A 15,480-nucleotide genomic window follows, 5' to 3' on the forward strand; every position below is an offset into this window, starting at 1 on the left:
GAGAACCGACAACGGGTGGCGGCCCTGCACCTTGTCGCGCGACAAGGGCCGGGCGAGCCGCGCCCGGATACCACATGAGGCCGAGGCGCACGGCCCGGGTCACGGCCGTTGTGCGGTCGTCGAAGTCCTTCACCGCGGATTCGCTGATGAAGAGTCACCGACCGACCTCCGCACTGGTGAGGCCCTCGGCAACCAGACGCGGTACCTCGGTCTCCCGCTCGGAGAGCCGTGGCATCCCGGGCTCGGCGCGAAGCAGGACCGTCAGACGGGCCGAGACCAGGGGAGCCGGAACTGTCTCGCCGCGGGCAGCGCCGCGGACGGCATCGGCCAGCTCGGAGCGAGCGAGATCTTTCAGCGGGTAGCCGGCTGCACCCGCTTCCACCGCCGGCGGGGTGGCGCCGTCCGTCGCGTAGGTGGTCGGAAGTCGGAACGATCACTCGACCGTGGACGCCCGAGGCGGTGATCCGTCGGGCCGCTGCTCACCGGCTATGCGCCGCAGCCGAACTTGGCTGTAGTCCCCACCGCCTCTCCGGGCGAGGTCGCAGACCCTTTCGCTCGATCCGGCCTCACCCACCGCTTCTGGGACGACCCCACCGCGCCCGCACGGGAAGTCGACCGGTACCGAGACGCCGCGAACCTCCTGGAAGTCCTCGTGCCCAAGGTGCTCATGACCGACAGCACAGACATAGCCCCGGTGGCAGTCCGGAGGCCAATATGGCGTGCTGGCCGGTGCGGCGTCCTATGGTTCCTGCTTTCGCAGAGCATCAGCTGCTGGTGAAGCCTTATTAGCGCATGACGGCTTCACCGCGCTTGCCCGCCCCGGTGTTTGGCGAGCCCGTCAGTGTGTTGGAACGACGGCACGCCAGGTTTGATTGGACGATCCGCTGCAGTCCCACAGCTGGATCAGTGTTCCCGCCTGGGTCCCGCCGTTCAGCGCATCCAGGCACAGGTTGCCCTGACGGATGCTGCCGTCGCCCCCCAGGATCCAGTGCTGGGTCTGACCGCCGCTGCACTGCGCGAGGACCACAAGGGCTCCTCGGGAGCCGCCCTGGGCGGTGGCACACAGGTCCCCGGCGGCACGCAGTTGGTGAGTGTCGCTGTAAGTGAAGCGTTCGGTCGCTCTGCCGTCACATCCGGCCAGGTTCAGTCTCATCGCCGTGGCACTGGACGCGTCCATGCACAGCGCGGAGGCAGCTCCCGCATAGGTGACCTGCTGGGGAGCGGAGGCCGTCCTGGTGCGGGAGACGGGTTGCTTGGAGGGCGTCCGCATGGGTGAGGGCGACGCAGCGCCGGCGGTGGCATGCGGGAGGGCGGAGGCCGGGCCCGAGGGAATGTCTCCGCCGCCGTTGAGGATGGGAAGGCCCACCGGTGAGCGCTCGACACTCGCTGGTGGAGCCGCCTCGGACTTCGAATCGGCCTCTCCGAAGAGCAGTACAGCCCCCGACACGACAGCGGCGCATACGCCGATGAAGACTGCCACCCGCACCCGGCTCCTGACCGCCGACCGCGAAGGTCCGGACGCACGCGGCGTGCTCGGCGCCGTGCCGCCCGCCCCAGCGGGCTCGTCGCGCCCGCCCGCCTCCGCCCCCGGTTCCCGGTCGGCTTCCTCGAAGGCCGCTATCCACCGCTCGTCGGCAGTGACCGATGCAGCGGGACGGTAGACCGTGCTCGCGGTCCGTCCGTCTGTGAGACCCGAGCCGGGAACCGAGCGTCGCCCTTCGCCTCCGTCGTCCTTACCGACAGGGCTGTTGTCGCCGTGCGGAACCCTAGGGCTTGGTCCAGCGGTCATCTCTTCTGACTCCCTTGTGCGTTCGGGAGCAATCTTGAGCCATGCGCGGCCCGCAGCGGTACCCGGGACGGCGGCGGAACCTTCGGCTGTACAACCTTTCGTCCGGGAGAACCATCACGACCGGGACGTATCGGCACAGTGGGGCTCTGCCTTTTACCTCTGCGTGCTGTGTCTGCGGGTGCCTCTCCGTGGGACGCGGTTTTGATCACGGGGAAGGGAAGAGCTGATCGCGCACCCATCCGGGATCGGGGTTGGTGTGTGGCCGGCCCGCCACGACGACGGTCGGCACGGTCTCGTTGCCGTCGTTGGCTGCTCTCACCGCTGCGGCTCCTGCCAGGTCGCGCCAGATGTTGACCCAGTGCAACTGGCGGGCGCTGCGGCCCAGCCGGATGCGCAGTCGTATGCAGTACTTGCCGCCCGGCCGCCAGAAGACGACCGGTCAGTTCGTCGACCGCGCTGCGGCGTTGTGCCTCCTGCGCACCGATCGACCTTGGGAAAATCAGGGGTGAGTGCACGCCGACGAGTGCCAGGAACGCCGGCAGGAGGGCTGCGGCTGTGCCGGGGCTCACCTCGAAGATCTGCCCAGTCGCGATCGGGACAGTCCACGCCCGAGGGCTCCGCGGTCGAAGTCGGTCGGCCTTGTACGACACGAGTGTGCGGCTGTGAAGCATGCGGTTCAACCGACAGCTTGATCGGCTGCACCACGCGGCGGGACGCCAACCGCATCCCGCCGGGGCCGCCCACTATCCTGCTTCCGTCATGGGTCGAGGTGACCAGGGGGAGGCGTGCGTGCAGTCGTTGGAGAGCACGGATCCGGTCACGATCGGCGGCTATCCGCTGCTGGCGCGGCTCGGCGCCGGCGGTATGGGGCAGGTCTACCTGTCGCGCATGCCTACCGGTCGCCCCTTGGCGTTGAAGACAGTCCGGCCCGACCTCACCGCCGCCCCGGACTTCGAGCGGCGCTTCGCCCGGGAGATCCGCACCAGCGACCGCGTCCGCTCGCCGTGGACGGTCTCGGTGGTGGACTTCAGCCCACCCGACCACCGCCCGCTGTGGCTGGCCACCGAGTACGTCGCTGCGCCTGCCCTCTCCGACTGGGTCACCGGGCACGGGCCGCTGCCGCCCGCCGCTCTGCGCGCCCTGGCCGCCGAACTCGCCGCGGCGCTGGCCGCCGTGCACGCCTGCGGGCTCACCCACCGGGACGTGAAACCGTCCAATGTCCTGCTCGGCCGCGAACGGCCCATGCTCATCGACTTCGGCATCGCCCGGGCCGCCGACGACTCCCGTCACACCAGCACTGGCGGTGTCATCGGTTCGCCCGGCTACCTCGCTCCCGAACAGGCCGCGGGGGGAGCTGTCACCGAGGCGGGCGACATCTTCTCCCTGGGCGCGGTCCTGGTGTTCGCCGCGACCGGCACCGGTCCCTTCGAGTGTCCCGGTGAGCAGCCCTCGGCCGCGTCCCTGCTCTACCGCATCGTCCACGAGCCGCCCCGCCTGGACGGCGTACCGGCCGAACTGGCCCCGTTGATCCGCAACTGCCTGGCGAAGCGGCCCGAGGACCGGCCGGAGGGCGCCGAGTTGGCGGCCCGGCTCTGCCGGGGAGGGGCCACGGACGACCCACGGACGGCCGCTCAAGAGGGCAAGCCCGCTTTGGTGGCCGACGCATGGAAACGCGCGCTCCCGCCCGGACTCGGCGCCGACCTCGCCGCCCGCGAGGAGGAGGTCGCACACCGGTGCGCGGTACCGCCGCACGGTCAGGGGCAGGCCCCGTCGGACGCGGTGACGTCCGCCGGCGGGAGACTGACCGCGGAGGCGACCGCCGGGGCGGTGTCCCCGACCCCGTCCCTCGACCACACGGCCCCCGCCACGTCGTACGCGCCGCCGACCAACACCTGGGCACCGTACGCCCGGCGAACCCCGGACATCCCCACGCCGTACGTCCCGTTCACCCCTGACGCCGCCCAGCCCCACACACCGTTCGGCCCCTGCACCGCCGGACCTGCCGGGCTCGAGCCGCACGGCGTCCCCGACCCCGGCAGGGACGGGGGTGCACGCCGCCGCGTCCGCTGGACCGCCGCTGGTTCCGTCCTCGCGGTGGCCGCCCTGGTGACCGGCGTCCTGCTGTGGAACCCTTTCGGCAAGGAGGCGGCCGGTGACAGCTCCACGGCCTCCCCGATGTCGTCCTCCTCCGCGCCCGCCCTCTCCGCCGCATGGGCGGGAGTCTGGACCGGCACGGGGCCGGGCAACCCTGACGCAGATGGCCAACAGCACCCGCGCACCGAGTCGTTCACGGTGACCCTCACCCTGCACAACGCCGACACGGGCGAGCTGGCCGGCAAACAGGTCAGCAACATCAAGGAGGCCGGCACCGGCCGGGAGGTCGGTTGCACGGAAGCCTTGGAACTCCGGTCGGTGCGCGGCACGACGGCCACGTTCGTCGCGGCCACCAGCCACCCGACCAACCGCTCGGACACCTCGCTGCAGTGCGAGAGCGGCCACCTGTACGTGGTCCAGCTGACCGCTGCCGACACCATCAGCCTCGGTGACGAGGGCAGCCAGTCCGCCGGTGCGCCCACGGCGCTGCACCGCAGCCGCGGCACGTCCTGAGCGACGACGGCCGGGGCGGCGCGGAAGCCACGGAATCAGGTTAGGCGGGCCGCCGCAAGCGGTGTTTTGACGCCGGTACCGGAGCGGGGCCGGGTCCGTCCGCGGCAGGACATCGCCGTCGGCGCTCGACGGGTGGGCCGAAGCGGGTCCTTCGGGTGGTGCCGGGTCTGGGCGCCCCTCTAGTGGCTGAGAACAAAACCGTTCGCCGCGTTTGCGGCTGTGCGGCTGTGCGGCTTCTCGGCAGCGACAGCGTCTAGGTGAGCCTGCCCGCCAGTGCTCGGCTCCCGCAGCGAGGAAGGTGGCCGCCGAGAGGTCGGCGCGCTGCTCCGCGTCGACATCAAAAGGCGTCGAAGCCAAGGGCACCGTCCTGAGCCTCATCAGTACGTGCGGCATCCCCACCGCTCCGACGAACAGCGCCAACTGCACGCTCAGCGAGTCGAGTTTGCCCACGGTCATGTCTCCGTGGCTCACGCACGGGCATCCAGCTCGCCCAGGTCGCGGGCCGCCTGGGCCAGGGAGGCGGGCATGCCGGTCGGGCGGGCGTCGTACCGGTCGGCCTGGTCGATGTGCGCCGTACCTGGTCGCGGGCCTTCTCCGCGGGTATCGGCGTGGTCGTGCTTTGCGGGTGGCGCGGGTATGACGCGAGGGGCTGAGCGGTGATGTGCGAACAGGGATGGCAGGAGCGTAAAGGTTCTCTTGACGCCGCAGATCGCGTAAAGGCATTCTTGACACGTGACTGATTCACCGATGTCTCTCGCGGGCCTGGCCGCCCGCCTTAGCGAGCAGGCCTCCGCCCTGGCCCAGTCGCTCGGCAGCCCAGTGGCTCAGCCGGCCTATCTCGACCTCGTCCGGCTCGCCCAGGATGTCGACGGCTTTGCAGATCAGGTGCTGAAGCTGTGCGTGCAGCAGTCCCGGGACGCCGGACACACCTGGCAGGAGATCGGGGAACTACTCGGCGTCACCCGCCAGGCCGCATTCCAGCGGTTCGGCAAGCCCATCGACCCGAGAACGGGAGAACCCATGGACAAGACGGTGCGCATGGCTGATGCCGGCGCCCGCGCCACCGAGATCGCCACCGCCGTCCTCGACGGCCGCATGGACGAAGCTCGCCAGTCGTTCAACGCCGAAGTGCTGGCGGCCTTCACCGACGAGGTTCGCCTCAACGGACTGGCCACGGTCACCGGCCTCGTCGGCGCCTTTGAGGGCTTCGGCGAGGGCGAGCCGTTCGTGCGCCGCATCGGCGACCACACGGTCGTCGACATCCCGCTGCGCTATGAGGCCGGCGAGATGAAGGCCCGCGTCGCCTTCGACGCGGAGGAGAAGGTCGCAGGCATCTTCATCCTCGCACCCGAGACCCCGTGACCCCCACGCACCGCTCCCCGGCCCACAGGGTGGAACGTCAGAAAAGGCAGATGAGCATGGCCACAGCCGACTACGACGACGGCACGATCCGCTGCGACGACCATGGGATCACCATCCGCCGCTACTACCCGTGGGGGCCCAAGACGATCCCGTACGCCTCGATCATGGGCATCAAGACGCTCGCGCTGACCGGCGCCAACCAGGTGCGCCGGTGGCGCATCTGGGGCTCAGGTGACTTCGTCCACTGGTGGAACCTCGATCCGCACCGGCCCAAGAAGGACACGGCCCTCGTGCTCGACGTCGGCCGCAGGGTCCGCCCCACGATCACACCGGACGACGTGGCTGCCGTGGCCCGCATCATCACCGGACACGAGCAGGGATGATGGGGTCGTACGTCATCACGCTGATTCCCCTTGCGGTCCTGCTCGGGAGCGTGGGCTGGGTCTACCAGGACGCGTCGGCCCACGCCAGGAGCGGAACACCCATCTACTTCTCGGCGGGATCGATCGAGTTGAGCAAGCCTGCTACCTGGGCCCTCGGCTGCCTGTGCTTGTGGATCGTCTTCCTGCCCCTCTACCTCACGTGCCGGCGGCAAGCCAGCTGACAGCCGATGACTGCCTGTTCTCTTTCCGCGTCAGGGCCGCAAGGACGGTTTCCGGTATCGCCTGTTTCAGGTGGGCCGGCGCACTCAGGCATTCCAGGAGAACGTTCACCGCGGTCGGCATTGTCGAGATCCACGTACACCGGTGAGCCGCGGGAACGGCTGGTTCGCTGGTTCCTGGAGTGCGCGTGCATGACGGCCAAGTTCAGGGAAGAAGCACATGCCCGGCACGCTACGCCCGGCCGGATAGCGAGCATGCGCAGAAGCGGATGCCCTCAAGGAATGTGCGACCGCGCGTGGGCTGGCCACCTCGGCAGCCTCCACGCCCCTCCCGCGCTCCGCGCACCCACCTCCCACGATCAGGGCGTTTCACCTTCACCAATCCTCCCCTCACCCTCCGTTCATGGAAGTGTTACGCCCTGTGACGGGGTGCCGTGCCCCGCACCACCAGGAGGAGACTCATGCGAGCAAAGACGGCTCTCACCGCCGGCGCCCTGGCACTCACCATCGCCGCCGGAGCCGGATGGGCCGCCCAGGCGGCCCCCGACCACACCCCCGCCACCAAGCCCGCACACACCCGCGTCGTCGACGGCTACCAGATCGTCACGCTCCCCAACGCAAACGTCCCCAACTTCCAGCGCCGCACCGTCTACTGCCCGCCCGGCAAACACGTCATCGGCGGCGGAGCCGAAGCCCAGGGCAACGACGCCGTCCTCGTCGGCAGCTTCCCCACCCCCGACGGAACCGGCTGGATCGCCCTCGGCAGGCAGAACTCCTACAGCAGCGTCGGCATCAGCGTCTACGCCATCTGCGCCAACTGACGACGCCTCCACCCGCTCCAGCGCCCCGCCCTGGACACGGTGGTCAACAAATCGTCGCGACGCAAAGGGTGTTGGGGTCGTTCTGTCGCTGACTGGAGAAGCGCTCGGCTGGGGTGTCCCAGCCGAGCGCTTCCTGGGTCTGGAGTTCAGCTCGGCCGCGGCGGCCTCCAGATCTTCCCGGCTGTACTTCGACAGGTCGGTGCCCTTGGGTGCCTCTTTGTTTGTCAAGCCGGTTGAGTAGAGGTCATCTCGTTTGGCTGAGTAGGCCGTCGGCTGTGGTGGGGATCATTGAGCGGCTGGTGCCGGACGAGCTGTGGGAACTGTTCCAGAGGGTCGCGCCGGAGGCGCCATCGCGGCCTCAAGGTGGCGGCCGGCGCCGGCATGGCGATCGTGAGGTGCTGGCGGCGATTGTGTTCGTGGCGACGTCGGGCTGCACGTGGCAGCAGCTGCCGAAGTCGTCGTTCGGACCGTCCGGAGCGACAGCTCACCGACGGTTCACCGAATGGACGAAGGCTCGCGTGTGGGCCAAGCTGCACCGCCTGGTCCTCGACGAACTCGGAGCCCGCGGAGACCTGGACTGGTCTCGCTGCGCGATCTCGGTGAATATGAGGGCCCTGAAAAAGGGGAGCTGACAGGTCCGAATCCTGTCGACCGGGGCAAGTACGGCTCGAAGATCCACCTGATCACCGAGCGGACCGGTCTGCCCCAGTCTGTCGGGATCTCCGGTGCCAACGTCCACGACAGCCAGGCCCTGATCCCGCTCGTGAAGGGCATACCGCCGATCCGATCCCGGCGAGGTCCCCGTAGGCGTAAGCCCGGCAAACTGCACGCCGACAAGGGTTACGACTACTCCCACCTGCGGCGATGGTTATCCCAGCGGAGTATCCGGCACCGCATAGCCCGCAAGGGGGTTGAGACCTCGCAGCGGCTCGGTCGGCACCGATGGACCATCGAGCGCACGATGGCCTGGCTCGCTGGGTGCCGTCGTCTCCATCGTCGCTACGAGCGCAAGGCTGAGCACTTCCTCGCCTTCACGAGCCTCGCATGCACCCTCATCTGCTACCGCAGACTTACCAAAGGAGATGACTTCTTAACCCCGCCCCGTGAGTTGCCTCGCTTCAACACGCGGAAGCGGGCAGCCGGGCTCGGCGACGACGACGTCCTCGCGACCAAGCCGGAGCTAGCCGCCCGCGTGATCGGCCGGTTCCTCGACGTCGGGCACCGTGTGGGCTGGGTCGCGGGCGATGATCTCTACGGCGGCAACCCGAGCGGTCCATGCTGGAAGAGCGTAAGGTCGGCTACGTGCTCGCTCGCCGTCGCCTGCTTGGCCGAAGTGTCCACCGGTGTAGGGAAGTTCCGCGCGGACGCCCTGGCCGTGAAGGTGCCCAGGCCGGCCTGGCAGAAGCTGTCGGCCGGGGCCGGAGCTAAGGGGCACCCGCTTCTACAACTGGGCCATCATCGACCTGGCCGCAGAACGGCCCGGCAGTAACCGGCTGCTGATCCGCCGCAACCGCACCACGGGTGAATTGGCTCGTCTCAGCCACGTCTGACCGGCCGGGGGGTGATCGCCTTGTCCCTCTGCGCTGGACGCAGCCTCCACCGTCTGCCGCCTCGGCAGGGCAGCGCCGCAAGTCCTGAAAGCTTCCCCGACCGACGCTCTCTTGCCAGGTCCAACGGCAATGCGGCGATGGTTGGTTCCCGATAGAGATGTGACGTTTCGCCCAGCCAGATGACCTGTCGCAGTACACCGTGACGACTCCATACTCCGGGACCTGACGAACCGACGAGTGAAGGAGCACGATGAGCGCAGCAGCGGCAGCAGGGACCTGGAAGCTCGGGGACCTGGAGGTGAATCGCATCGGCTACGGCGCGATGCGGCTGACGGGCAACGGCATGATGGGCAACTCCGACGGCGCGCCGATCGACCGCGATGTTGCCGTCGGCCTGCTGCACAGCGCGTTCGAGCAGGGGGTCAACCACGTCGACACGGCCGCCTTCGTCCTGGTCCGGCGATGTGGTCGTGGTGACCAAGGTCGGCCCGGGGCGTGATCCCTCCGGCGAGTGGCTCGACACGGTCCGCCCCGACCAGTTGCGGGGCCAGGTGGAGGAGAACCTGCGTCAGCTCGGCCGGGACTGCCTGGACGTGGTGAACCTGCGCGCCGGCGGTCCCCGCACGGCCTCGATCACCGAGCACTTCGGCGCTCTCGCTGAGCTGCGCGAGGCCGGCCTGGTCCGGCACCTCGGGCTCTCCGCTGTCCTGCCTGAGCACGTGACCGAGGCTCAGAAAATTGCACCCGTGGTCTGCGTGCAGAACTCCTACGGCCTGGACTGGCGCCGTGCCGACGAGAGCGGGCTGGTGGACCTGTGCGGGGAGCAGGGCATCGCCTTCGTCCCGTTCTTCGCAGTCTCCGGCCTGCGGCGCGAGGCAGCCGCAGGCCAGGAGCACGACGCGCGGGTCCACTCAGTCGCTCGCGCCCACAACGCCACGCCGGCCCAGGTACGGCTCGCCTGGGCCCTCCACCGCGGTCCGCACGTGCTGGCCATTCCCGGTACCACGAACCCGGCACACCTCGCGGAGAACATCGCCGCCGGAAGCCTCCGCCTGACCAAAGACGAATTGGCCCTCCTCGACAAGCCGGACGAGGGCACTGCCTGAGTCAGGAGTCGCCATCACAGGCAGAGGGATCGTCAGGCGGCTGAGGCGAGGGGGGTTGGAACCGCCTCGGTCCAGCGGTTTCGTCGGGTGAGGCGGCGGGTCATGAGGGTGATGAAAGCCCACTGGATGTGGGCTTCGGCGTGGGACATGAGGCGTTCGTAATCCCACGCGTTGCGGCGGGCCCGCATCGTCCACGAATTCGACCGTTCGACCACCCAGCGTTTGGGCAACAAGACGAAGCCCTTGGCGTCTTCCGGCCACCGTCCGCACCCGGAGGAACCGTCGCGGTGTCAGGGGCGGTTGAGCCGGTAGGACATGGCATTGAGTGTTGACGTGGCTGCTCCGGAGGCGTTGTCGATCTTCCCGCTCCGGGCGTAGAGGCCGAGCATGGAGATGATGGGCGCCGTGCTGGACGAAGAGTTCCTGGCGGTCCGGGGGACAGGCCGGGGGAGGAGGCGGGCTTGCCGGCGGAGTCGCGGCCGACCAGGCGGTAGGCGGCGCCGTCGGCTCGGGTCGCGGTCCGGGTCAGCGTCCAGTGGTTCGGCTTGCCGGAGTCGATGTGTGATCGTCCGCGCCGACGGCACGGTGGAGGACGTACCCCCGCACGGCACCTTGGTGAGTGCCCCGTCGGCCGTCACGGCGCACACGGTCCAAACGGTGCTGGGGGCGCGCGGTGGCCCCTGGGCGGCGAGTTCTTCGGCGAGCACTGCCTGCGGAGGACCCTGTCCGATGCGCAGGTCTGCCGACGGAAGCGGTCGTGGAACGGGTGCAGACGCTGGCCGCCCAGTGGCTGGGAGCGGGCCGCCACGACGACATGGCCATCGTCGTCATCAGCGTCCTCCGAGCCGGCCCGCGAACGCCGTGCCCGCACAAGGACGACTCCCGCCCCGGATAATTGAACCAACGTCAGGACCGACGGTTGCAGAACCGTGAAATTTCTCGGTTTATTGGATCTCTTCTTGCTGGAAAAATTCCATCGTGCCTCATTCGGGGGGTATCGGTGCGAGGGAACACCAGGGGGAAGTGTGACAGGGGCGACCAATCGTAACGGATGGAAAGTCGAACAGGGTGGCGATTCTTGGACCGTTCCCGGCTACATCGACTTGAAGAAACTCGGTAAAGGTGGCTGTGGCCGGGTGGTGATCGCTCGTCATACCGCGACCGGCCGGAATGTCGCGATCAAGTACCTGAATGAGGAACTGTCTTCGAGGGAGGAATTCCGCACCGCCTTGCGCAGGGAGGCCCGGCTCCTCAGTGGCCTGACATCGCCCCATGTGGCGCGGTTGTACGAGTACGTCGAAGCCGAGCAGGGCGCGGCCATCGTCATGGAACTGGTATACGGGGCCGCGCTCCGTGCGCTGCTGAAGAAGGAGGGACACACACACCCGGAGGCCGCCCTCGTCGTGCTGAAAGGATCCATTCTCGGGCTGGCCGCCGCGCACGGCGTCGGTGTGGTGCACCGCGACTACAAGCCCGAAAACGTGCTGGTGGACTGGGACGGCCGGACCAAGCTGGTGGACTTCGGAATTTCCACGCGCACCGGCCGCCACCGGAACCTGAGTGGCACGTGTGCGTACATGCCCCCGGAGCAGTGGAAATCGGAGGCTGCCGCCCCATCTGGCGATGTGTACGCGGCGACCGCCACCCTCTACGAATGCCTGACCGGCGTGCCCCCGTTCCCTGGTCCAGAAGTGTGGGACTTCCAGCGCCAACACGTCGAGGACCCCGTGCCAGTGGACCGGGTGCCGGAAGAGGTACGCGGGCTGGTCCTGCGCGGCATGGCCAAGGACCCGGCCCTGCGGCCCCCGAGCGCCCTCGACTTCCTGCGGGAACTGGAGTGGGTGGCCGAGAGCGCGTACGGAGCAGACTGGGAGGAACGCGGCCAGAATCGACTGGCCGCGGTGGCGGCGGCCCTGGCGCCGCTGGCCATCTCACGCCTGGACGCTCGTCTGGTGGGCTCCTCGGCCGAACTGGCGCAGACCGTGCTGACCGCGCGGCGCCGCAGTCGGCTGCGTGGACGGGGCGATGTGCTCACCGGGGCGGCCGCCGTGGCGGTGGCGGGACTGCTGAGCCTGATGCCCAGCGGCTGGGCGGGCGGGGCCGAAGCGCACGCCGGTGCCAACACCGAGGCTGTCACTAGGCTCGACGCGCCGAAGGTCACCGGTTCGGCGAAGGGGACGCGGGGCACCGGCGGGAGCCACCCGGCCGGGTCGGCCTCGGACTCCGACAGGGCTGCATCCGGCGCCCAGGACGGTGGCGGCCGCACAGACGGCGGCGCCGGCATCGCGCCCGCCGATGGCGACACGGGTTCCGGCTCGGGTTCCGGCGGTGCGGCCGGGGACGGCGGCACGGACTCCCGGACGCACACGGGTGTTACCGGCTCCGGCACGGACGAGGACAAGGACAGCGGGCACGGCGACACCGGGTCGAAGACCGACGGCGGCACCGGCCCACAGGACGGGACCCGCAGCGGCGACACCGACACTCAAGGCGACAAGGACACCGGCACCCAGACCGACACCGACCACACCCACGAGAGCACCACCGCGGAGAAGGGGACCGACCACAGCGACACGGACTCCCACGACCACGGGAACGGCGGCGCGGGGAGCGGCGGCGACGGGAACACCGACGTGGGGAACACCGGTGACGGGCGCACCGGCGAGGGGAACGGCGGGACGGACACCACGGGCACCGGCCACACCGGCGGTGGCGGAGGCGTGGACTCCCGCACGGGGACCACAGGCCACGCTGGATCCGAGCAGGGTCGTACCACCGAAGGGAACACGGCCGGGGGCACGGGGCACGGTCACTCGGGCGCCGGGACCGGCGGCGGCAATCCCGGGTCGGCGGGAGGCACCGGGTCCGGCAAAGCTGGGGGCACCGGCAGTGGCACCAGCGCCGGTTCCCCCGGCGGCTCGGGCCTCGTCTCCGGAACGCTGTCGCTCAGCACCAGCACCCAGAACGGCGCCACCACCCAGAGCGGCACCGGCTCCGGCGACTCCGCTGGAGGCACCGGCACCGGTTCGACGTCGCCGTCGGCTGTGACCCCGCGGCAAGGGGTTCCGGTTGCCGTGAAGGGCGAGCCCCTGTGATGTCGGCCCACCGGGGTCTGTGAGAGCGAGCCGAACGGAGGGGCGAGGATGACGGACCGGGGCGAGCGCCCGGTGAGGCCATGGAAGTTGCCGGATCCCGACGTGAAGCCGACCCTGCAGGACCCGGACGTGCAACCGACCATCAGGGACGTCGACGACGCCACCTACGTTCCGACCGTCCTCGACGCCCACTGGACCAGCGCCGAGCCCGAGCCCGAGCCGGAGCCCGCGCCCGAGTTCGAGTCCGAGCCCAAGCCGCAGCCCCAGCCCGAGTCCGACGTCCTGCACTTCGGACCGGGCGTCCCGCCCCTGGGATTGACGGACACCGCCGTCGACGTCTGGCACCGCCCGGCGAAGCACAGGAGCCGGCAGGAGGCCCGCGGTCTCCTGCACAGGCTCCGCAGATACCGCTTGGCGGCGGCCGTCCTGGCCATCGTGCTGGCCTGGTTGTTCTGGCAACGGCACACGGCGGACCTGCGGATCACCCAGGTGACGGCGCGGACGGGCAGTGTCCTCGGATGTGGCGGAACAGCCGAGGTGGTGGCGGTGGTGAGAACCAACGGGGCGGCCGGCACGTTCACCTACGAGTGGAACCGCAGCGACGGCACCTCCTCGGGCCCCCGCGAGGAACGGCTGGGCAAGGGAGAGGACGAGACGAGCCTCCGCCTGCTGTGGACCTTCCACGGCAGGGGAACCGGCAAGGCGACCGCGCGGCTGGTCATCGACTCCCCCGGTCGGCACACGGCGTCCGCGTCCTTCTCCTACACCTGCCGCTGATCCCGCACGGTCCGGCGGTCGCAGCGCCGCCCGGCGCGGGGTCCGGCCCCGTCGGCCGCGCGCGTGGTGCTCCCTGAAGCGACCGGGTGTCTCAACATCGCTGGTGGCGAACGCGCCCGTCGGGGCCCCGTTTACGATCGAAGCCTTTGTGATCTTCGGACAGAGGGTCGAACAAGAGTGACCGACAAGTGGCTTTATCAAGCAGTAAATGGCGTCCCGTAAGCGCTGCTCGGGCACATGATGATCTTGGTGTGGGCGCTGTGGTGACGGCGAGGTGCTGCCCGGGAGGCCAACCGACAGCTCACCAGGGCCTTGAACCAGCGCGAGTGACAGGACGGTTACTGATTGGCGGGCCCAGATCCAACGCGGGAGCAGTGGGTGATGCCGGTTTACGCTAGGGAACGATCTTGCTCGCCCAGCATTGTGGGGTGGGATCGGGCGGTTGCGAGCCGAGCGGGGGGAGGGCGAGATCGCGATCGGCGGTGCGGCTCTCGCCGCGGAGGCTGCCGTGTTGGGTTTGATCGACGAGTATCGGGCCAGGTTCTACCCGGTGGGGGTCGGCGGTGGCATCTCGTTCTTTCCCCAGCACGAGCGCCGCGTGGATCTAGTGGCTCGTCACGCAGCCTTGGCCGGGTAATCGACCCACTGCGTCAGCCAGCAGACTGTCTCCAAAACCTGATCTTGGAGGTGGTCGTGGGGTGTTGACCGAGTGTGCTGGTGCGGCCGGTCACGATCGACGAGGGTCGTAGGCTGCAGCGGATCAGCCGGACTGTGAAGGACCCGGTCAAACTCCGTCGGGTAATCGTGGTGCTGATGTCCGCTCAGGGCCAGACGGTCAAGGACATCATCTCGCTGATGCAGGTCGGTGAGGACTGCGTCCGCGATGTCATCCACGCCTTCAATGAGCGGGGGTTCGATGCGCTGGACTCAAAGTGGAGCGGGGGATGCCCCAAAACGATCAGTGACGAGGTGCGCGAGCACATCTGCCTGATCGCCCGGACGTCCCCCCCGCTGACTGGAAGATCACTGCGTTCTCCACCTGGAGCCTGAGCAAGTTCGCCGAGCACCTGGTCAAGCAGAAGGTGACCTCGGCCGTCAGTCGGGAGACCCTGCGCCGGATCCTGGACGCCGGCAAAGTCTCCTGGAAGACCACCATTACGTGGAAAGCGTCCACTGACCCGGACTTCATCGCCAAGATGCAGCGTGTCCTGGTGCTGTATGACATCCCGCCCGACGACGGACGGGTGATATGCGTCGACGAGTTCGGGCCGCTAAACCTGATGCCCTGCAAGGGCAAGGCCTGGGGGCCGGTGAGGCGCCCGCGGAGGCTGCGTATGCTCGCCGCCCTCGGTCTGGCCACCGGCAAGCTGTACTACCGCATCCGCCCGCGCAAGCGCTGGTGCGAGTTCCTTGGCCTACTCAGGGTCCTATGTGCGCGGTGGCCCGGTCAGAAGCTGTACGTGGTGCTGGACAATTTCTCCCCGTACAAGCATTCCGAGGTGCGGACCTGGATTGCTGACAGCGATGTCCAGTTGGTCTTTCTTCCGATTTATGGCTCATGGCTGAACTGGATGGAAGCGGAGTTCGCAGCGCTGCGCTACTTCGCGCTCGGCGGTACCGGCCACCGTAGCCGCAACGAGCAGGACGCCGCCGTCGCCGCCTATGTCCGCTGGCGCAACGCCCGCGCCGAACCGAAGACCGCCTTCGCGCCCGAGTCTTCGATCCGTACCTGGACCGAATACTCCGTCAGGGCGGTCTGGCCCAGCTCTACG

At 69.0% G+C, this 15,480-nt stretch carries 10 protein-coding genes and 6 pseudogenes; 13 read left to right on the forward strand and 3 right to left on the reverse strand.

Annotation, left to right across the window (positions count from 1 at the left end):
- Positions 1-838 precede the first annotated feature (838 nt).
- Both IE249_RS39915 and IE249_RS32015 read right to left on the reverse strand, forming a co-directional pair.
- A complete protein-coding gene (locus IE249_RS39915; protein ID WP_308434427.1) occupies positions 839-1,789 on the reverse strand; it encodes a ricin-type beta-trefoil lectin domain protein in 951 nt (316 codons plus the stop codon).
- A 205-nt stretch (positions 1,790-1,994) separates the two neighbouring features.
- Positions 1,995-2,460 (reverse strand): annotated as a pseudogene (locus IE249_RS32015) (thioredoxin domain-containing protein).
- 118 nt (positions 2,461-2,578) lie between these two features.
- Here IE249_RS32015 and IE249_RS32020 point away from each other — a divergent pair.
- The 7 genes and pseudogenes from IE249_RS32020 to IE249_RS32050 all read left to right on the forward strand — a co-directional run bounded on the left by IE249_RS32020 (position 2,579) and on the right by IE249_RS32050 (position 9,836).
- Positions 2,579-4,396, forward strand: coding sequence for a serine/threonine-protein kinase (locus IE249_RS32020; RefSeq protein WP_189710495.1), 1,818 nt, complete (start codon positions 2,579-2,581; stop codon positions 4,394-4,396).
- 732 nt (positions 4,397-5,128) lie between these two features.
- Complete coding sequence (locus IE249_RS32025; protein ID WP_189710497.1) at positions 5,129-5,758, forward strand: DUF3887 domain-containing protein; 630 nt, start codon at positions 5,129-5,131, stop codon at positions 5,756-5,758.
- Between the two features lie 50 nt (positions 5,759-5,808).
- Positions 5,809-6,141: a PH domain-containing protein gene (locus IE249_RS32030; protein ID WP_229859720.1), complete on the forward strand. Its 333-nt coding sequence runs from the start codon at positions 5,809-5,811 to the stop codon at positions 6,139-6,141.
- 679 nt (positions 6,142-6,820) lie between these two features.
- Positions 6,821-7,180, forward strand: a complete 360-nt coding sequence (locus IE249_RS32035) for a hypothetical protein (protein ID WP_189710499.1) — start codon at positions 6,821-6,823, stop codon at positions 7,178-7,180.
- Positions 7,181-7,464: 284 nt separating this feature from the next.
- A pseudogene (locus IE249_RS32045) lies at positions 7,465-8,252 on the forward strand (IS5 family transposase); the annotation flags it as partial.
- Positions 8,253-8,261: 9 nt separating this feature from the next.
- Positions 8,262-8,712, forward strand: a pseudogene (locus IE249_RS39175) (transposase family protein); the annotation flags it as partial.
- A gap of 268 nt (positions 8,713-8,980) precedes the next feature.
- A pseudogene (locus tag IE249_RS32050) lies at positions 8,981-9,836 on the forward strand (aldo/keto reductase).
- Positions 9,837-9,919: 83 nt separating this feature from the next.
- On the opposite strand, the pseudogene IE249_RS32055 reads toward IE249_RS32050, so the two are convergent.
- Positions 9,920-10,093 (reverse strand): annotated as a pseudogene (locus IE249_RS32055) (IS5-like element IS4811 family transposase); the annotation flags it as partial.
- 500 nt (positions 10,094-10,593) lie between these two features.
- Between IE249_RS32055 and IE249_RS32060 the strand changes: the two are divergent.
- The 6 genes and pseudogenes from IE249_RS32060 to IE249_RS32075 form a co-directional block, all read left to right on the forward strand.
- Positions 10,594-10,731: a hypothetical protein gene (locus IE249_RS32060; protein ID WP_189710504.1), complete on the forward strand. Its 138-nt coding sequence runs from the start codon at positions 10,594-10,596 to the stop codon at positions 10,729-10,731.
- Between the two features lie 130 nt (positions 10,732-10,861).
- Positions 10,862-12,931, forward strand: a complete 2,070-nt coding sequence (locus tag IE249_RS32065) for a serine/threonine-protein kinase (RefSeq protein WP_189710506.1) — start codon at positions 10,862-10,864, stop codon at positions 12,929-12,931.
- A gap of 102 nt (positions 12,932-13,033) precedes the next feature.
- Positions 13,034-13,708 (forward strand): hypothetical protein, encoded by a 675-nt coding sequence (locus IE249_RS32070; RefSeq protein WP_229859721.1) that lies wholly within the window; start codon positions 13,034-13,036, stop codon positions 13,706-13,708.
- 433 nt (positions 13,709-14,141) lie between these two features.
- A pseudogene (locus IE249_RS39180) lies at positions 14,142-14,315 on the forward strand (dihydrofolate reductase family protein); the annotation flags it as partial.
- 104 nt (positions 14,316-14,419) lie between these two features.
- Positions 14,420-14,758: a helix-turn-helix domain-containing protein gene (locus tag IE249_RS39185; RefSeq protein WP_229859723.1), complete on the forward strand. Its 339-nt coding sequence runs from the start codon at positions 14,420-14,422 to the stop codon at positions 14,756-14,758.
- A 32-nt stretch (positions 14,759-14,790) separates the two neighbouring features.
- Positions 14,791-15,480 (forward strand): IS630 family transposase (locus IE249_RS32075; protein WP_229859725.1); only part of this gene is annotated, 690 nt, incomplete at its 3' end.

The sequence above is a fragment of the Streptomyces anandii JCM 4720 genome, assembly GCF_014650655.1.
GTDB lineage: Bacteria > Actinomycetota > Actinomycetes > Streptomycetales > Streptomycetaceae > Streptomyces > Streptomyces anandii.